This window comes from Pseudomonas helleri (genome assembly GCF_001043025.1).
Lineage (GTDB): Bacteria > Pseudomonadota > Gammaproteobacteria > Pseudomonadales > Pseudomonadaceae > Aquipseudomonas > Aquipseudomonas helleri.
This window is the reverse complement of record NZ_JYLD01000002.1, coordinates 57,024-71,895: the sequence shown is the minus strand read 5'-3', so window position 1 is coordinate 71,895 and position 14,872 is coordinate 57,024. Positions and strand designations below refer to the sequence as shown.

General features: G+C 60.3%; 11 protein-coding genes. 8 read left to right on the top strand and 3 right to left on the bottom strand.

Annotation, left to right across the window (positions count from 1 at the left end; translation table 11 throughout):
• Positions 1 to 549, bottom strand: a complete 549-nt coding sequence (locus TU84_RS03000) for an NAD(P)H-dependent oxidoreductase (RefSeq protein ID WP_048367045.1) — start codon at positions 547 to 549, stop codon at positions 1 to 3.
• 95 nt (positions 550 to 644) lie between these two features.
• Positions 645 to 2,147: an MFS transporter gene (locus tag TU84_RS02995; protein WP_048367044.1), complete on the bottom strand. Its 1,503-nt coding sequence runs from the start codon at positions 2,145 to 2,147 to the stop codon at positions 645 to 647.
• A gap of 182 nt (positions 2,148 to 2,329) precedes the next feature.
• Between TU84_RS02995 and TU84_RS02990 the strand changes: the two genes are divergently transcribed.
• The 5 genes from TU84_RS02990 to TU84_RS02970 all read left to right on the top strand — a co-directional run bounded on the left by TU84_RS02990 (position 2,330) and on the right by TU84_RS02970 (position 9,277).
• Positions 2,330 to 3,244, top strand: a complete 915-nt coding sequence (locus TU84_RS02990; RefSeq protein ID WP_048367043.1) for a LysR family transcriptional regulator — start codon at positions 2,330 to 2,332, stop codon at positions 3,242 to 3,244.
• 117 nt (positions 3,245 to 3,361) lie between these two features.
• Complete coding sequence (locus TU84_RS02985; RefSeq protein WP_048367042.1) at positions 3,362 to 4,819, top strand: gamma-aminobutyraldehyde dehydrogenase; 1,458 nt, start codon at positions 3,362 to 3,364, stop codon at positions 4,817 to 4,819.
• A 422-nt stretch (positions 4,820 to 5,241) separates the two neighbouring features.
• The gene (locus TU84_RS02980) at positions 5,242 to 6,399 is read left to right on the top strand and encodes an iron-containing alcohol dehydrogenase (RefSeq protein ID WP_048367041.1); all 1,158 of its coding nucleotides are present in this window, start codon (positions 5,242 to 5,244) and stop codon (positions 6,397 to 6,399) included.
• A gap of 10 nt (positions 6,400 to 6,409) precedes the next feature.
• The gene (locus TU84_RS02975) at positions 6,410 to 7,741 is read left to right on the top strand and encodes an APC family permease (RefSeq protein ID WP_048367040.1); all 1,332 of its coding nucleotides are present in this window, start codon (positions 6,410 to 6,412) and stop codon (positions 7,739 to 7,741) included.
• A 111-nt stretch (positions 7,742 to 7,852) separates the two neighbouring features.
• Positions 7,853 to 9,277 carry a gamma-aminobutyraldehyde dehydrogenase gene (locus tag TU84_RS02970; protein WP_048367038.1) on the top strand — a complete coding sequence of 475 codons (1,425 nt, stop codon included), beginning with the start codon at positions 7,853 to 7,855 and terminating at the stop codon, positions 9,275 to 9,277.
• Between the two features lie 89 nt (positions 9,278 to 9,366).
• Here the strand turns inward: TU84_RS02970 and treR are convergent, their stop codons facing one another.
• Complete coding sequence (gene treR / locus TU84_RS02965) at positions 9,367 to 10,071, bottom strand: trehalose operon repressor (RefSeq protein WP_048367036.1); 705 nt, start codon at positions 10,069 to 10,071, stop codon at positions 9,367 to 9,369.
• Between the two features lie 288 nt (positions 10,072 to 10,359).
• On the opposite strand from treR, the gene treP reads away from it, so the two are divergent.
• From treP to TU84_RS02945, 3 genes are all read left to right on the top strand, one after another.
• On the top strand, positions 10,360 to 11,802 hold the full coding sequence (gene treP, locus TU84_RS02955) for a PTS system trehalose-specific EIIBC component (RefSeq protein WP_048367033.1): 1,443 nt from the start codon (positions 10,360 to 10,362) through the stop codon (positions 11,800 to 11,802).
• Positions 11,803 to 11,882: 80 nt separating this feature from the next.
• The gene (treC, locus tag TU84_RS02950; protein ID WP_048367032.1) at positions 11,883 to 13,532 is read left to right on the top strand and encodes an alpha,alpha-phosphotrehalase; all 1,650 of its coding nucleotides are present in this window, start codon (positions 11,883 to 11,885) and stop codon (positions 13,530 to 13,532) included.
• A gap of 115 nt (positions 13,533 to 13,647) precedes the next feature.
• Positions 13,648 to 14,871, top strand: a complete 1,224-nt coding sequence (locus TU84_RS02945; protein WP_048367031.1) for a maltoporin — start codon at positions 13,648 to 13,650, stop codon at positions 14,869 to 14,871.
• Position 14,872: the final 1 nt, after the last annotated feature.

The following is a 14,872-nucleotide window of genomic DNA, read 5'->3' as shown; positions in this document are numbered from 1 at the left end:
TCAGGCCGGTTGGGTCAGTTGGCGCAGGTAGTTCACGTACCCTTGGGCGTTTTCTTCCAGTTGCGGCAGGTCAATGTCGTGCTCGGCGCCATAAAACACCCACGGTTTTACGGCCAGCGCATCGATGTAGCGAATGGTGACTTGGAGCGGTCGTAGCAGTTCGTCGAGGCTGTAGCGGTAGCGCCCGCTGTCCAGATAATCCTCTTGCTTGATGCCCGCAGAAATCGCCATGGCGATGCGCTTGCCGGCCAACTGCCGTTGCCCTTCTGCGTGGCCGTAAGCGAAGTCATGGGTCAGTACTTCGTCTTGCCATTGCTTGAGCAGAGGCGGAGTACTGAACCAGTAGAACGGGAACTGCCAGACAATCGAGTCATGGGCGCGGACCAGCGCCTGTTCGGCGTCTACATCGAGGGGGCCGCCATTCGGGTAGGCGTCATACAGGCGGTGCACAGTGACCTCCAGATCACTGGCCGCCAGGGCTTTCAACCAGGCGTGGTTTATCACCGATTTATCGAGGGTAGGGTGGGCAAGAATGATCAGGGTGCGCATGGTATCGGGCTCCAGGGGGTGAGGCGCGCAATCTATGGGCGCCTCGACATTCCCACAAGTACGCACCTTTTTGTAACCACCCAGGCCCATGCCCCCTAAATCTGCTGGCGTTGCCGCCCAAAAAGTACAAACACCACCACCGCCAGCAGCGCGATAACCACGGCCGATGTGGTGAGCAGGACAGAGTGGGTACTCGAAAACGCCAGCTTGGCCGCTTCAATCAAGGCATTGCCCTGGGCGGCAGGCAACTCACCGGCCACCACGTAACTGTCGCCAATGGATCTGGCGGCCCGTTCGGCCTGCGCTGGCGCCAGTTCAGCGGGCAGCGACAGGGTGCTGCCAAACACTTTGGACATGAACACCCCGAACACGGTGATGCCCAAGCCGGTGCCCAGCTCGTAAGCGGTGGCTTCCAGTGAACCGGCGGCGCCGCCCTTGCTGGCGTCTACCGAACCCATGATGGCAATCGAGGAGGCGGTCAGGCCGATACTCAGCGCCAACCCCAACACCGCCAACATGGCCGGCACCGCAATGCCGGCGGCATTGAAATCGGCAAAGGCGAGAAACCCCAACGCCCCGGCGGATGTGGCCAATGACAGGCTGGCGACCCCGCGCAAGCCAAAGCGGTTGGACAGATACCCGGCAACCGGGCCGCCCAGCGCTGCGGCGGCCATGATCGGGATCAGGAAGATCCCCGCCTGCAACGGCGTTTTGTCCAGCACGTATTGCAGCTCCATGGCCAGGGTCAGCTCCACGCCTGCCAGCGCGCCGATGGTCACCAGCGCCATGATCATGCCGCCCAGCAGCGCCGGGTGGGCGAACAGCGACAGGTCCAGCATCGGCGTGGCAGAGCGCAGTTGCTGGCGAGCGAACAGCACCAGCAGCGCAAGCCCGGCCGCCATCACCAGCATGGCGAACAGCAGCGATTGTGTGGCCCCGATACTGGCCTTGATGCCATAAACCACGCCGATGATCCCGGCGATGAGCACCAGCGCCTGGCCGACGGCCCATTTACCGGGCGTGGTGTGCTCGACGCGTGGCAACAGCACAAACACCACCGGGATCACCACCGCCATGATCGGGACGTTGATCAAAAACACCGACCCCCACCAGAAGTGCTCAAGCAGCGCGCCACCGATCAGCGGGCCCACCGCGGCGCCCGCCGCGCCCACGGTGCCCCACAGGCCGAGGGCCAGAGCGCGTTCCTTTTCGTCCTCGAAGGTGCGGCGAATAATACCCAGCACACACGGCATGATCATCGCGCCGCCCAGCGCCAGCAGCACCCGCGCGCCGATGAGCATGGCCGGCGTCGGCGCGAACGCGGCAAGCAACGAAGCCACCCAGAACACACTCAGGCCGTACAGCAGAATGCGCCGATGACCGACCCGGTCGGCGAGGGTGCCCATGGGCACCAGCAAACCGGCCATCAGCAGCGGGTAAATATCGATGATCCACAAGACCTGCGCCCCTGACGCGCCCAACGCCAGCGTCAGCGACGGCACAGCAATATGCAGAATGGTCATATCAATCACGATGGGCACAAAGGCCAGCATCACGGCGATCAGGATCAGCCAGCGTTTGGAGGCAGCAGTGGGCATAGCTAAAGCTCTTGGTGGTGAGGTGTCAGGATGATACTGCGATCCCTGCCTGCGACTGTCGTAAGCAAATGTGAATAAGGGTAACGGTCAGTAAAGCAGCGCTGAGGTTTGTGCCGGGCTATCGATAAAAAAGATATACACTCGCCCCTCACAAAAAATCAGTCCGCTGGAGGGGTGTTTTCATGATGACTTTGCGTCAGATCCGTCACTTCATCGCCGTGGCCGAGACGGGCTCCATCTCGGCTGCCGCCCAAGCGGTGTACATCTCTCAATCGACCTTGACCCTGGCGATCCAGCAACTGGAGCAGGAAATCGGCGTCAGCCTGTTCAATCGCCACGCCAAGGGCATGACCCTGACCCACCAGGGCCATCAATTTTTGCGCCAGGCGCATTTGATCCTGGCCACGGTGGACAACGCCAAACGCAGCTTGCAGCAGAGTACCGACCAGGTGGCCGGGCAGTTGATCGTCGGCGTGACCAGCCTGGTGGCGGGTTACTACCTTGCGGATTTGCTCACCCGTTTTCAGCGCGCCTACCCCAACGTCGAAATCCGCGTGATGGAAGACGAACGTCCGTACATCGAGCATTTGCTGGTCAGTGGAGAGATTGATGTCGGCGTGCTGATCCTCTCCAACCTGGAAGATCGCCACGCCTTGCAGTCCGAGGTGCTGACCCATTCGCCGCACCGTGTCTGGCTGCCGGCCCAGCATCCACTACTGGAGCTGGACAGCATCAACCTGGCCGACGTGGCCAAAGAGTCGTTGATCCAGTTGAACGTCGATGAGATGGACAGCAATGCCCAGCGCTTGTGGGCGCAGGCGGGGTTGCAGCCGAGCATTACCTTGCGCACGGCATCGACCGAAGCGGTGCGCAGCCTTGTCGCGGCGGGGCTGGGGATCTCGATCCAGCCGGACATGACCTACCGGCCCTGGTCGCTGGAAGGCGACATCATCGAGGCCCGGCCCATTGCCGACCTTAACCAGACACTCGACGTCGGCCTGGCCTGGCGCCGGGGGACCGCGCGGCCGCCGTTGGTCGATCCGTTTTTGACCGTCGCCCGCGAGCAACCCCATGGCGGGCGCAAGCTGGCGATTTAATCTGGATTTAGTGTTTGTCGTTGATGCTGCGCCAAGACTAATCTTGCAGCCTCTATAAAACGGTCCAGTCCACAGAGCGGGGCGCACCACGACCGCACACCACAAGAGAGCCCTACCATGCCCGCCGCGCAGACACCATTGTTCACCGCACTGTTGATCGACGGTGAATCAGTCGCCGGGCAGGGCATTGTCGAACCCATCCTCAACCCGACCACGGGTGAAGTGCTGACGTCGATCGCCGAGGCCAGCGCCGAGCAGACCGAGGCCGCGATCCTTGCCGCGCACCGGGCCTTCGACGGCTGGGCACGGACCACGCCGCAGCAACGCTCTAACCTGCTGCTGGAAATCGCCAGTGCGATTGAAAAAAACGCCGACTACCTCGCGCGTCTCGAAGCGCTGAACTGCGGCAAGCCGCTGCATCTGGCGCGCAAAGACGACTTGAGTGCCACGGTGGACGTGTTCCGCTTTTTTGCGGGCGCCGTGCGTTGCCAGACCGGCCAGCTCAGTGGCGAATACCTGCCCGGCTATACCAGCATGGTGCGCCGTGACCCGATCGGCGTGGTGGCCTCGATTGCGCCGTGGAACTACCCGATCATGATGGCCGCCTGGAAAATCGCCCCGGCGTTGGCGGCGGGCAACACGTTGGTGTTCAAGCCTTCCGAGCACACACCGCTGTCGATTTTGGCCCTGGCGCCGATGCTGGCCGAGATCCTGCCGCGCGGCGTGCTCAACATCATTTGTGGCGGCGGTGAAAACGTCGGCAGCCATTTGGTCAGCCACCCGAAAGTGCGCATGGTGTCATTGACCGGCGACATCGTCACCGGGCAGAAAATCCTCTCCACCGCGGCCAAAACCCTCAAGCGCACCCACCTTGAACTGGGCGGAAAAGCGCCGGTGATCGTCTGCGATGATGCCGACCTTGAGGCCGTGGTCGAAGGGGTGCGCACGTATGGCTATTACAACGCGGGCCAGGATTGCACCTCGGCGTGCCGGGTGTATGCGCAGGCCGGTATTTACGACAAGTTGGTGGCGGCGCTGGGTGATTCCGTGAGCCGTATCCGCTTTGCCGGCAAGCGCGATGCCGACAACGAGATCGGTCCGCTGATCAGCACCCGTCAGCGTGATCGCGTGTCCAGTTTTGTCGAGCGGGCGCTGGGCCAGCCGCACATTGAATGTGTGACGGGGGGCGCTGCGCATCCGGGGCCGGGCTTCTATTACCAGCCGACGCTGCTGGCCGGTTGCAAACAAAGCGATGAAATCGTCCAGCGCGAAGTGTTTGGGCCGGTGGTGACCGTCACCCGTTTTGATGAACTGGCGCAGGTCGTGGACTGGGCCAACGACTCCGAATACGGTCTGGCATCGTCGATCTGGACGCAAAACCTCGACAAGGCCATGCAAGTGGCAGCGCGCTTGCAGTACGGCTGCACCTGGATCAACAGCCACTTCATGCTGGTCAGCGAAATGCCCCACGGCGGCCTGAAGCGCTCGGGCTATGGCAAAGACCTGTCCAGCGATTCGCTTCAGGACTACAGCGTGGTGCGCCACATCATGGCCCGCCACGGCCAGCATTTGTAATCCTCGATACCACACCTGCTTTTCAGGATTTACGATCGCTTCGCAATCGATCGTAGCCTCGCGGTGCTCGTCAACGACTACGGGGTATGCGCCACGCCCAGCCTCTGTAGTCGCTGTCGAGGAACGAGGCTGCGATCGCAAACCCTGACATCGCGTTCACCGATTTACGACTGCTGCGCAGCCGATCGTAGCCTCGTACCTCGTCAACGACTACAGGTGATCGCAGAGCATTCGATTTAATCGAATGCTCCCTTGAGTTTTAAGTATTTGTTGATCCGCTACCTGTGTCTTAGTGTTTCGACCCATACCGCCATGCGGCACCTTCAACAATAAAAACCGATAGTGGCCGCCCCGGCGGCTCCCTGACTCGTCTGCCATAACTACAACATTGCAAAGCGCCACAGAGCGAGAGGAACGTCCCCATGCAATTCCAGTTTCTATTACCCACCAAAATCGTCATGGAACCTGGCCTGCGCCAGCGTACCGGCGAACACTTGCTCGGCCTGGGCTTGAGCCACGTGCTGTTGGTCACCGACCCGGGCGTGAAGAATGCCGGTTTGCTCGACAGCATCTACGCTAGCCTTGAACAGGCCGGCATTCGCTACGACGAAATCGCCGACGTCAAACCCAACCCGCGCAGCGAAGACGTTAACCGTGCCGCGCAGCTGTATCGCGGCAAAGGCATCGACGGCGTACTGGCGGTCGGCGGCGGCAGTGCAATGGACGCCGCCAAGGCCATCAGCGTTTTGCTGACCCATGACGGCATCGTTGAAGACTACGAAGGCGCGTTTGCCCTCAAGAACGCAGTACTGCCGATTGTGGCGATCCCGACCACCGCAGGCACCGGCAGTGAAGTGACCTTCTTCTCGGTAATCACCGACACCCGTCGCCAGTTCAAAATGAGCCTGCTCGACTACCGCATTGGCCCGGTGCTGGCGCTGCTCGACTCAGACATCACCGCCACGTTGCCGCCGCACATTGCTGCCGCCACCGGTATGGACGCGCTGACCCACGCCATCGAGGCCTATACCGGCAAACCCGCCAACCCGATCAGTGATGGCCTGGCGCTGCACGCGATCCGTTTGATCGCGCAACACCTCAAGCCCGCCGTGCAAGAACCGGACAACCGCGAAGCCCGCGAACAGATGCTGATTGCCAGCCTGATTGCCGGCATGGCCTTCGGTAATGCCGACATTGCCAGCGTGCACTGTATTTCCGAAGCTATCGGCGGCATGTACGACACCCCGCACGGCATCGGCAACGCGATTTTCCTGCCGTTTGTGTTCAGCCATAACCGCGACGCCGACCTGCGCCGCCACGCCGATGTGGCGTACGCCCTGGGGATCGACCCCAACCTGAGCGCCGTCGATGCGGCCCAAGCGGGCGTCGATCAACTGTTTCGCATGAACCGGGAGCTGGGAATCCCGCGTTTTGCCGATGTAGCCGGGGTGCGCGAAGAAGACTTCACGGCCATCGCGCAGAAGTCCAAGAGCAATATTTCCGATGCCAGCAACATCAAAGACATGACCGTCGAGAGCTACCTCGATGTGATTCGTGCCGCCTACCACTACTCAGCTTGAGGGCATCGTCATGAGCGCATCGATTTCGACTCCGCATCTGCGCCGTACCTTGGGTCCGGTGTCTGTGTTGCTGTTCGGTCTGGCCTTTATTGCGCCACTGATTGTCTTTGGTACCTACGGCGTGATCGCCCAGGCCAGCCAAAACACCGTGGCGTTGTCTTATGTGGTGGCGTCCATCGGCGTCATTTTTACCGCGTTGAGCTACGGGCGACTGGTGCGGGTGTTTCCGACAGCAGGTTCGGCTTATACCTACACCCGTAAAATGCTTAATCCCAACATCGGCTTTATGGTCGGCTGGGCGGCGCTGCTCGATTACTTCTTTATCCCGATGCTGATCTGGCTGTTGGGGGCGAGCTACCTGAGCCTGGCGTTCCCGGATGTACCGCAGTGGGTCTGGATCACCGGATTTATCGTGTCCACCTCGTTGCTCAACATCCTCGGGATCCAGGTGGCTAACCGTTTCAACATCATCTTGATGCTGATCCAGCTCACCATCATCACCGTGTTCATCGCCCTGTGTTGGCACTACGTCAGCGCGATCAATGGTCCGGGCGGGTTGTTGTCGGTCAAACCGTTCTTCAATGCCGATGTACCGTTCTCGGCGACCATGGCCGGTGCTGCCATTGCTGCTTATTCGTTCCTTGGCTTCGACGCCCTGTCGACCTTGAGCGAAGAAACCGTTGAGCCGGAACGCACCATCCCGCGGGCCATTTTGCTGGTGGCTTTGATCGGCGGCAGCCTGTATGTCGGCTCCTCGTACTTCATGTACCTGGCGCATCCGGTGGGCGTGTTCGAGAACATCGACGGCGCGGCGTTTGAAATCGCCAAGACCATCGGCGGCGACCTGTTTTTTGCGGTGGTTCTGACCGGCATCATCATTGCCCACTTTGCTGCTGGCCTGTCGTTCCAGGCCAGTGTCGGGCGCTTGCTGTATGCCCTGGGCCGTGACAACCAACTGCCGCAAAAGCTGTTTGGCGTGCTCAACCCGCGCTACAAGACTCCGGTGTTCAACATCGTGCTGTGCGGCGCCTTTGGTTTTGTCGGCTTTGGCCTGACCATCGCCACCGCCACGTCCTTGGTTAACTTCGGCGCATTCCTGGCCTTTACCGCCGTCAACCTGTGCGCGCTGAAACTGACCTTCGACCGTGCGCTGGGCGACAAAGCCGGTGTGCTGCGCGGGGTGTTGTTCCCGCTGATCGGGGCCATTACCTCGGGCTGGATGCTCATCAGCCTGGACGCCGACGCGCTGATCCTCGGCTCATGCTGGGTCGTGCTGGGGCTGGTGTACCTGGCCTTTCGTACCCGCCTGTTCAGCACCGCCGTGCCTGAACCCGCGCTCTGACGCACCCGACCCCTTAGCCCTTGCAACTACCCACGTGCGCCTTGATTGCGGCGCATGCGGGGAGGTTGCGCCTTTTTGATGGGGTGGCCCACGCCGCCCACAGGAGAAACCATGCAAATTTGCCTGCTGATCAATGGTCAACTCATCGCCGGTGAAGGCGAAAAACTCCCGGTGCTCAACCCGTCGTTGGGCGCCACATTGGTAGAAATCCCCGAGGCCAGCCTGGCGCAGGTCGATGCAGCAGTGTGCGCAGCCGACGCGGCGTTCGAGGCCTGGTCGCAGACCACGCCCAAGGACCGCTCGCAATTGCTGCTGAAACTGGCCGACGCCATCGACGCCCACGCTCCGGAACTGGCGCGCCTGGAGTCCAATAACTGCGGCAAACCCTACATCGCCGCGCTCAACGACGAACTGCCCGGCGTTGCCGATGTGTTCCGCTTTTTCGCGGGCGCCAGCCGTTGCCTGCAAGGCAGTGCAGCAGGGGAATACCTGGCGGGGCACACTTCGATGATCCGCCGTGATCCGGTGGGCGTGGTGGCGTCCATTGCGCCCTGGAACTACCCGTTGATGATGGCCGCCTGGAAGCTCGCCCCGGCGCTGGCGGCCGGTAATACCGTGGTGATCAAGCCGTCTGAGCAGACCCCGTTGAGCACGTTGAAACTGGCGCAGTTGATGGCAGAGATATTCCCGGCTGGCGTCATTAACGTGGTCTTTGGCCGCGGCCCAAGTGTCGGCAAACCGCTGACCAGCCACCCCAAAGTGCGCATGGTGTCGCTGACCGGTTCGGTCGCGACCGGCAGCCGGATCATCGCCGGAACGGCCGACAGCGTTAAACGCATGCACATGGAGTTGGGCGGCAAGGCCCCGGTGATCGTGTTTGACGATGCCGATATCGACGCGGCGGTTGAAGGTATCCGTACCTTCGGCTTCTACAACGCCGGCCAGGACTGCACCGCTGCCTGCCGTATTTATGTACAGAAGGGCGTGTACCACGAGTTTGTAAGAAAGCTCGGTGAGGCTGTGTCCAGTATTCGCCATGGGTTGCAGGACGACCCTGAGACAGAACTTGGGCCCTTGATCACCTTGCAGCATCTGGAGCGGGTTGAAGGCTTTGTCCAGCGTGCCCGTGAGCAGTCGCACATTGAAGTGGTAACGGGCGGCAAGCGCGTGGCAGGGCCGGGGTTCTTCTTTGAACCGACCGTTTTGGCGGGTGCGCGTCAGGACGATGAAGTGGTGCGCCATGAGATCTTCGGGCCGGTGGTGTCTGTCACCGAATTCGACGACGAAACGCAGGCTTTGCAGTTTGCCAACGACTCCGACTATGGCCTGGCGTCTTCGGTGTGGACTCACGATGTCGGCCGCGCCCATCGGTTGGCGGCCCGCCTGCAATACGGCTGCACCTGGGTCAACACGCACTTCATGCTGGTCAGCGAAATGCCCCACGGCGGCGCCAAGCTCTCAGGCTATGGCAAGGACATGTCGATGTACGGCCTTGAGGACTACACCACCATTCGGCATGTGATGTTCAAGCACTAAACACTGCGCACGGCTAACTGTAGGAGCGAGCTTGCCTCGCGATCTTTTGACCTTTTCAAAGATCGCGAGGCAAGCTCGCTCCTACACGTTTAGCGCCGGGCAATGTCCGAAAAGTAAAACTTGTCCAAGGTATGCCGCGACTCGGTGTACTCAAACTGCCTGCCGTCCTGCAAGAACGTCTGGTTGCTCACCACAATCACGTGGCTTTGCCCATCCAGATCCAGGTGCAGTTGATCATCCTTGCTGCGCGGCACCGCTTCGATGGTGCGCTGGGCAAAGCTGATCTGCAGGTTCAGGGTTTGCTCGATATACGCGTAGATCGAGTGCTGCGCTATTTCTGGCGTCAGCCCCGGAATCAGCTCGCTGACGAAGCAGTTGATGTCCAGAATCACCCGTTTGCCATCTATGCGCCGCACGCGTTTGACGCGAGTGATCAGGCTGCCTGGCTCGGCGTCGATCTTGTCTGTCAGCGCGCCCTCCAGCGGGAAGTGCTCAAACTCAACCACTTCAGTGCTGACGTCATTGCCCAGGCTCGGGTAGGTTTCCTGGAAGCTGACAATCCCGCCCAGCTGGAACTCAATGGGGCTGGAAGACAATACAAACGTCCCTTTGCCATGGATCTTCTGCGCAAAGCCGCGTTCCTGAAGCTGCTCAATCGCCTTGCGCACGGTGCCGCGGCTGGCGTCGTAGCGGGTCATCAATTCTGTTTCGGACGGCAAGCGCGCACCGCGCGCCAGGCGCTCAGTGGTGATGTTTGCAAGCAGATCGGTGTAGATCTGGCTGTATTTAGTCATAACGATGGCTCTATGCCGAAGGTGTTCAAGGCCCGAACCATAAGGGCAGGGGGGGAGCAGCGCAAGCTCTGCGGTAAAGGCTCTGTTTTAGGAACATTCAGGCGCATTCTTCAGAGGTGGCTGATAGTGCTGATTGCCAACTACTGCACAGTAAAGCAGAGGCCACGGCTTATTTTTCAAACTCGTCTGTACCAGTTGTTGCTTTAACTCGTACAGACGAGTATTTTTCGCTTCGGCGTGCTGCCAAAACGACGCTCCATAATAAAAATTTCAAGCGGAAGACAACGCATGAGCCACGATTATTCGAAGATTGCCGGTGAGTTGCTGCAATGCCTAGGTGGCGTCGACAACCTGGAGCAAGCCGCGCACTGCGTCACCCGTCTGCGCCTCGCGCTGAAAGACCCCAGCCTGGTCGATAGCGCAACCCTCAATCAGATTGACCTGGTCAAAGGTTCCTTCTTTACCGGTGGCCTGTACCAAGTGGTCATCGGCCCCGGCGACGTCGAAAAGGTCTATGCCGCCCTGCGCGAGCAAACCGGCCTGGCTGCGTCGACCATTGCCGACGTCAAGCAAAAAGGCGCCGACAAGGCCAACGCCATGCAGCGTCTGGTGCGGGTGTTCTCTGATGTGTTCATGCCGATTCTGCCCGCGCTGATCATTGCCGGCCTGCTGATGGGGGTGAACAACCTGCTCGGCGCCAAAGGCATGTTCATTGCCGACAAAACCCTGCTCGATGCCTACCCGTCGCTGGACGGGGTGTGGAGCCTGATCAACCTGATGGCCAACACCTCGTTCGTGTTCTTGCCCGCGTTGGTGGGCTGGTCGGCGGCCAAGCGCTTTGGCGGCAGTGAAATCCTCGGCATCGTGCTCGGCCTGATGCTGGTACACCCCGACCTGCTCAACGCCTGGAACTACGGCAAGGCCGTGGCCGGGCTGGACGGTCAAAGCCTGCCGTACTTCAACATTCTGGGTGTGTTCCAGATCGAGAAGGTCGGCTACCAGGGGCAAATCCTGCCGATCCTGCTGGCCGCGTACGTGATGAGCGTGATCGAGAAATGGCTGCGCGCACGGGTGCCCAATGCCATTCAATTGCTGGTCGTGCCCATCACCACCATCGTTATTACCGGCGTGCTGGCGCTAGCGATCATCGGCCCGGTGACCCGTCACCTGGGTATCCTGATCACCGAAGGCGTGGTCATGCTGTTTGACCTGGCGCCAGTGCTCGGCGGCATGATTTTTGGCCTGTTGTACGCACCGCTGGTGATCACCGGCATGCACCACATGTTCCTCGCAGTTGACCTGCAATTGATCTCGACCCAGGGCGGCACATTTATCTGGCCGATGATCGTGATGTCCAACCTGGCCCAGGGCAGCGCGGCGCTTGGCGTGTTCTACATGAGCCGCAACGTGCGCGAGCGCAGCATGGCGTCTACCTCGGCGGTGTCCGCGTATTTCGGCATCACTGAACCGGCGATGTTCGGGGTCAACCTGCGTTACAAATTTCCGTTCTACGCGGCCCTGATCGGCTCGGCGCTGGGCAGCATTTTCCTGTCGCTGAACAAGGTCCAGGCCTCGGCGATTGGCGTCGGCGGCTTGCCGGGATTTATCTCGATCATTCCGCAGTACATCCCGATGTTCGTCATCGGCATGTTGGTCGCGATCATCGTGCCGTTTGTTTTGACGTGCGCACTCAGCCTGAAAATCATCCGCCCCGGCTACCGCGTGGCCTGACCCTCGTCTGTAGTCGCTGCCGAAGGCTGCGATGGGCTGCGAAGCGGCCCCTTTTACAAAGATTATGCAAGGAGCCTCTCATGCAAGACTGGCAGCGTTCGGTGATCTATCAGATCTACCCAAAAAGTTTTCACAGCCACGCGGGCAACGCCACCGGTGACTTGTTGGGCGTGGTCGACAAGCTCGACTACCTGCAATGGCTGGGCGTGGATTACCTGTGGCTGACGCCGTTTCTGCGCTCGCCGCAGCGCGACAACGGCTATGACATCAGCGACTACTACGCCATCGACCCGAGCTACGGCAGCATGGCCGATTGCGAGCTGTTAATCAGCGAGGCCAAGGCCCGTGGGATCAAGCTGATGCTCGACATCGTGGTGAACCACACCTCCATCGAACACGAGTGGTTCCAGCAAGCGCGCAGCAGCCTCGACAACCCGTATCGCGACTTCTACATCTGGCGTGACCAGCCGAACAACTGGGAGTCCAAGTTCGGCGGTTCGGCCTGGGAATACGAGGCGCAAACCGGTCAGTACTATCTGCACCTGTTTGACCACACCCAGGCCGACTTGAACTGGGACAACCCCAAGGTGCGCGCCGAAGTCTACAAACTCATGGGCTTCTGGCGTGACAAGGGCGTGGGCGGTTTCCGCCTGGACGTGATCAACCTGATCTCCAAACCTGCGCACTTCCCGGAAGACAACAGCGATGGTCGGCGCTTTTACACCGACGGCCCCAACGTGCACGAATACTTGCAAGAGATGCACCGCGAAGTGTTCGCCGGGCACGATCTGGTCAGCGTTGGTGAAATGTCTTCTACCAGCCTTGAACACTGCATCCGCTACTCGCGGCCAGAGAGCAAAGAGCTGTCGATGACCTTCAACTTTCATCACTTGAAAGTGGACTACCCAAACATGCAGAAGTGGGTGCGTGCCGACTTCGACTTCCTTGCGCTCAAAGGCATTTTGTCGGACTGGCAAGTGGGCATGCAGGCCGGTGGCGGCTGGAACGCGTTGTTCTGGTGTAACCACGACCAACCCCGTGCGGTGTCGCGCTTTGGTGATGACGGTGAGTTCCGTGTGGTCTCGGCGAAGATGCTCGCCACCGCCCTGCATTGCCTGCAAGGCACGCCGTATGTGTATCAGGGTGAAGAAATCGGCATGACCAACCCGGGTTTCGAGCGCATCGAGCAATACCGCGACGTCGAAACCCTGAACATCTATCGCCTCAAGCGCGAAGCCGGGGTGTCCCACGAAGACTGCATGGCAGCGATCCTGCAAAAGTCGCGGGACAACAGCCGCACGCCGATGCAATGGAACCAGCAGGCCAATGCCGGTTTCAGCACGGCAGAGCCGTGGATCGGGATCCCTGCGAACGCCGCGCAGATCAACGTCGATGCGCAATTGAATGACCCGGACTCGGTGCTGCATCACTACCGTCGGCTGATTGCGTTGCGTCGCGAAGAGCCGCTGCTGTCACACGGCGAATACCGCCAGTTGCTGGCCGAGCACCCGCAGGTCTGGGCGTATCTGCGCCAGGGCGAGGGCGAAAGCGTGCTGGTGCTCAACAACTTCTACGGCACCGATTGCGTGGTGGATTTGCCTGACGGCGTGATCAGCCAAGACATGGCCCAACGCCTGTTGATCAGCAACTACGACGACCAGTCGACGCGCACGCAGCGCATCACCTTGCGCCCCTACGAGTCGTTTGCCGTGCATCTGACAACGCAATAACCCTGTAGGAGCGAGCTTGTCTCGCGATCTTTTGATCTTTTAAAAGATCGCGAGGCAAGCTCGCTCCTACAGAGGCTTTATCGGTTTCATCACAATAAAAATAAAAAGGCCACTCATGAACACAACCCTCAATCGCAGTATTTTCACCGCTTGCGTGTGCCTGCTGGCGCCGCTTTCGGCCAACGCCCTGGAGTTCGCCGGGTACTTGCGCAGCGGCATCGGCAATTCGCTGGAAGGCGGCAAGCAGTCGTGCTTCAAGCTGCCTGGCGCCGAGGCCAAGTATCGGTTGGGCAATGAATGCGAGCAGTATGCTGAGTTGGAGTTGCGCCAGGACGTCTATAACTTTGATGACGGTTCGGTCCTCAGCGTTGACGGTATGGCCTCGCTGTACAACCAATACAACCGCCAGCTGACGTTCCAGGGCGATAACGGTTCGGCGCGCTTGCCGCAGTTGTACGCGCAGTGGTCCAACCTGCCGAGCCTCAATGGCGGCTCGGTGTGGGCCGGGCGGCGTTACTACAAGCGTAACGACATTCATATTTCCGACTTCTACTACTGGAACCAGAGCGCTACCGGCGCGGGCATCGAGGACGTATTGATCGGCGGTCTGAAGTACAGCTACGCCTTGTCGCGCAAAGACAGCCTGTATCAGGAAGACTACGTAACGCGTCACGATTTTAACGTCGCCGGGTTCAACACCAACCCCGGCGGGCAACTGGAATTCGGCCTCAGCTATCTGGAAAAACCCCAGCGCACCGACGCGCACAGTGGCTGGGCGATCACCGCGCAGCACGTCCAGAGCGAGTTTCTGGGCGGCAAAAACAAACTGGCCCTGCAATACGGCGAAGGCTCCGGCACGGGGCTGGGCTACACCGGCGATACCCGGCTGGATAACAGCAGCAAGCGTTACCGGATCGTCGAATTTTTTGACTGGCAAGTGACCCCGCGTTTTGGCGGGCAGGTCGAGGCCGTGTATCAAAAGGACTTCCGCCCGGATGGCGGCAATCAGGAGTGGCTCTCGCTGGGCGTGCGACCGACCTACGCGATCACCGAGCAGTTCAAGCTGGTGACCGAGTTTGGGCATGACCAGGTGCGTGCCCCAGACGGTACGCGCAAGCTGAGCAAGTTCACCTTTGCGCCGACCTGGTCGCCCAATGGTCCAAGCTTCTGGGCTCGCCCGGAAATCCGCTTGTATTACACCTACGCGAGCTGGAACGCCGCCGCGCAACGTGCGGCCAATGAGTTTGATGCAGGCTCTGCATTGTCTGACAGCGGCGCCTTTGGCTCGGCGCGGCATGGTTCCAACGCCGGTGTACAAATCGAGTACTGGTGGAAATAAG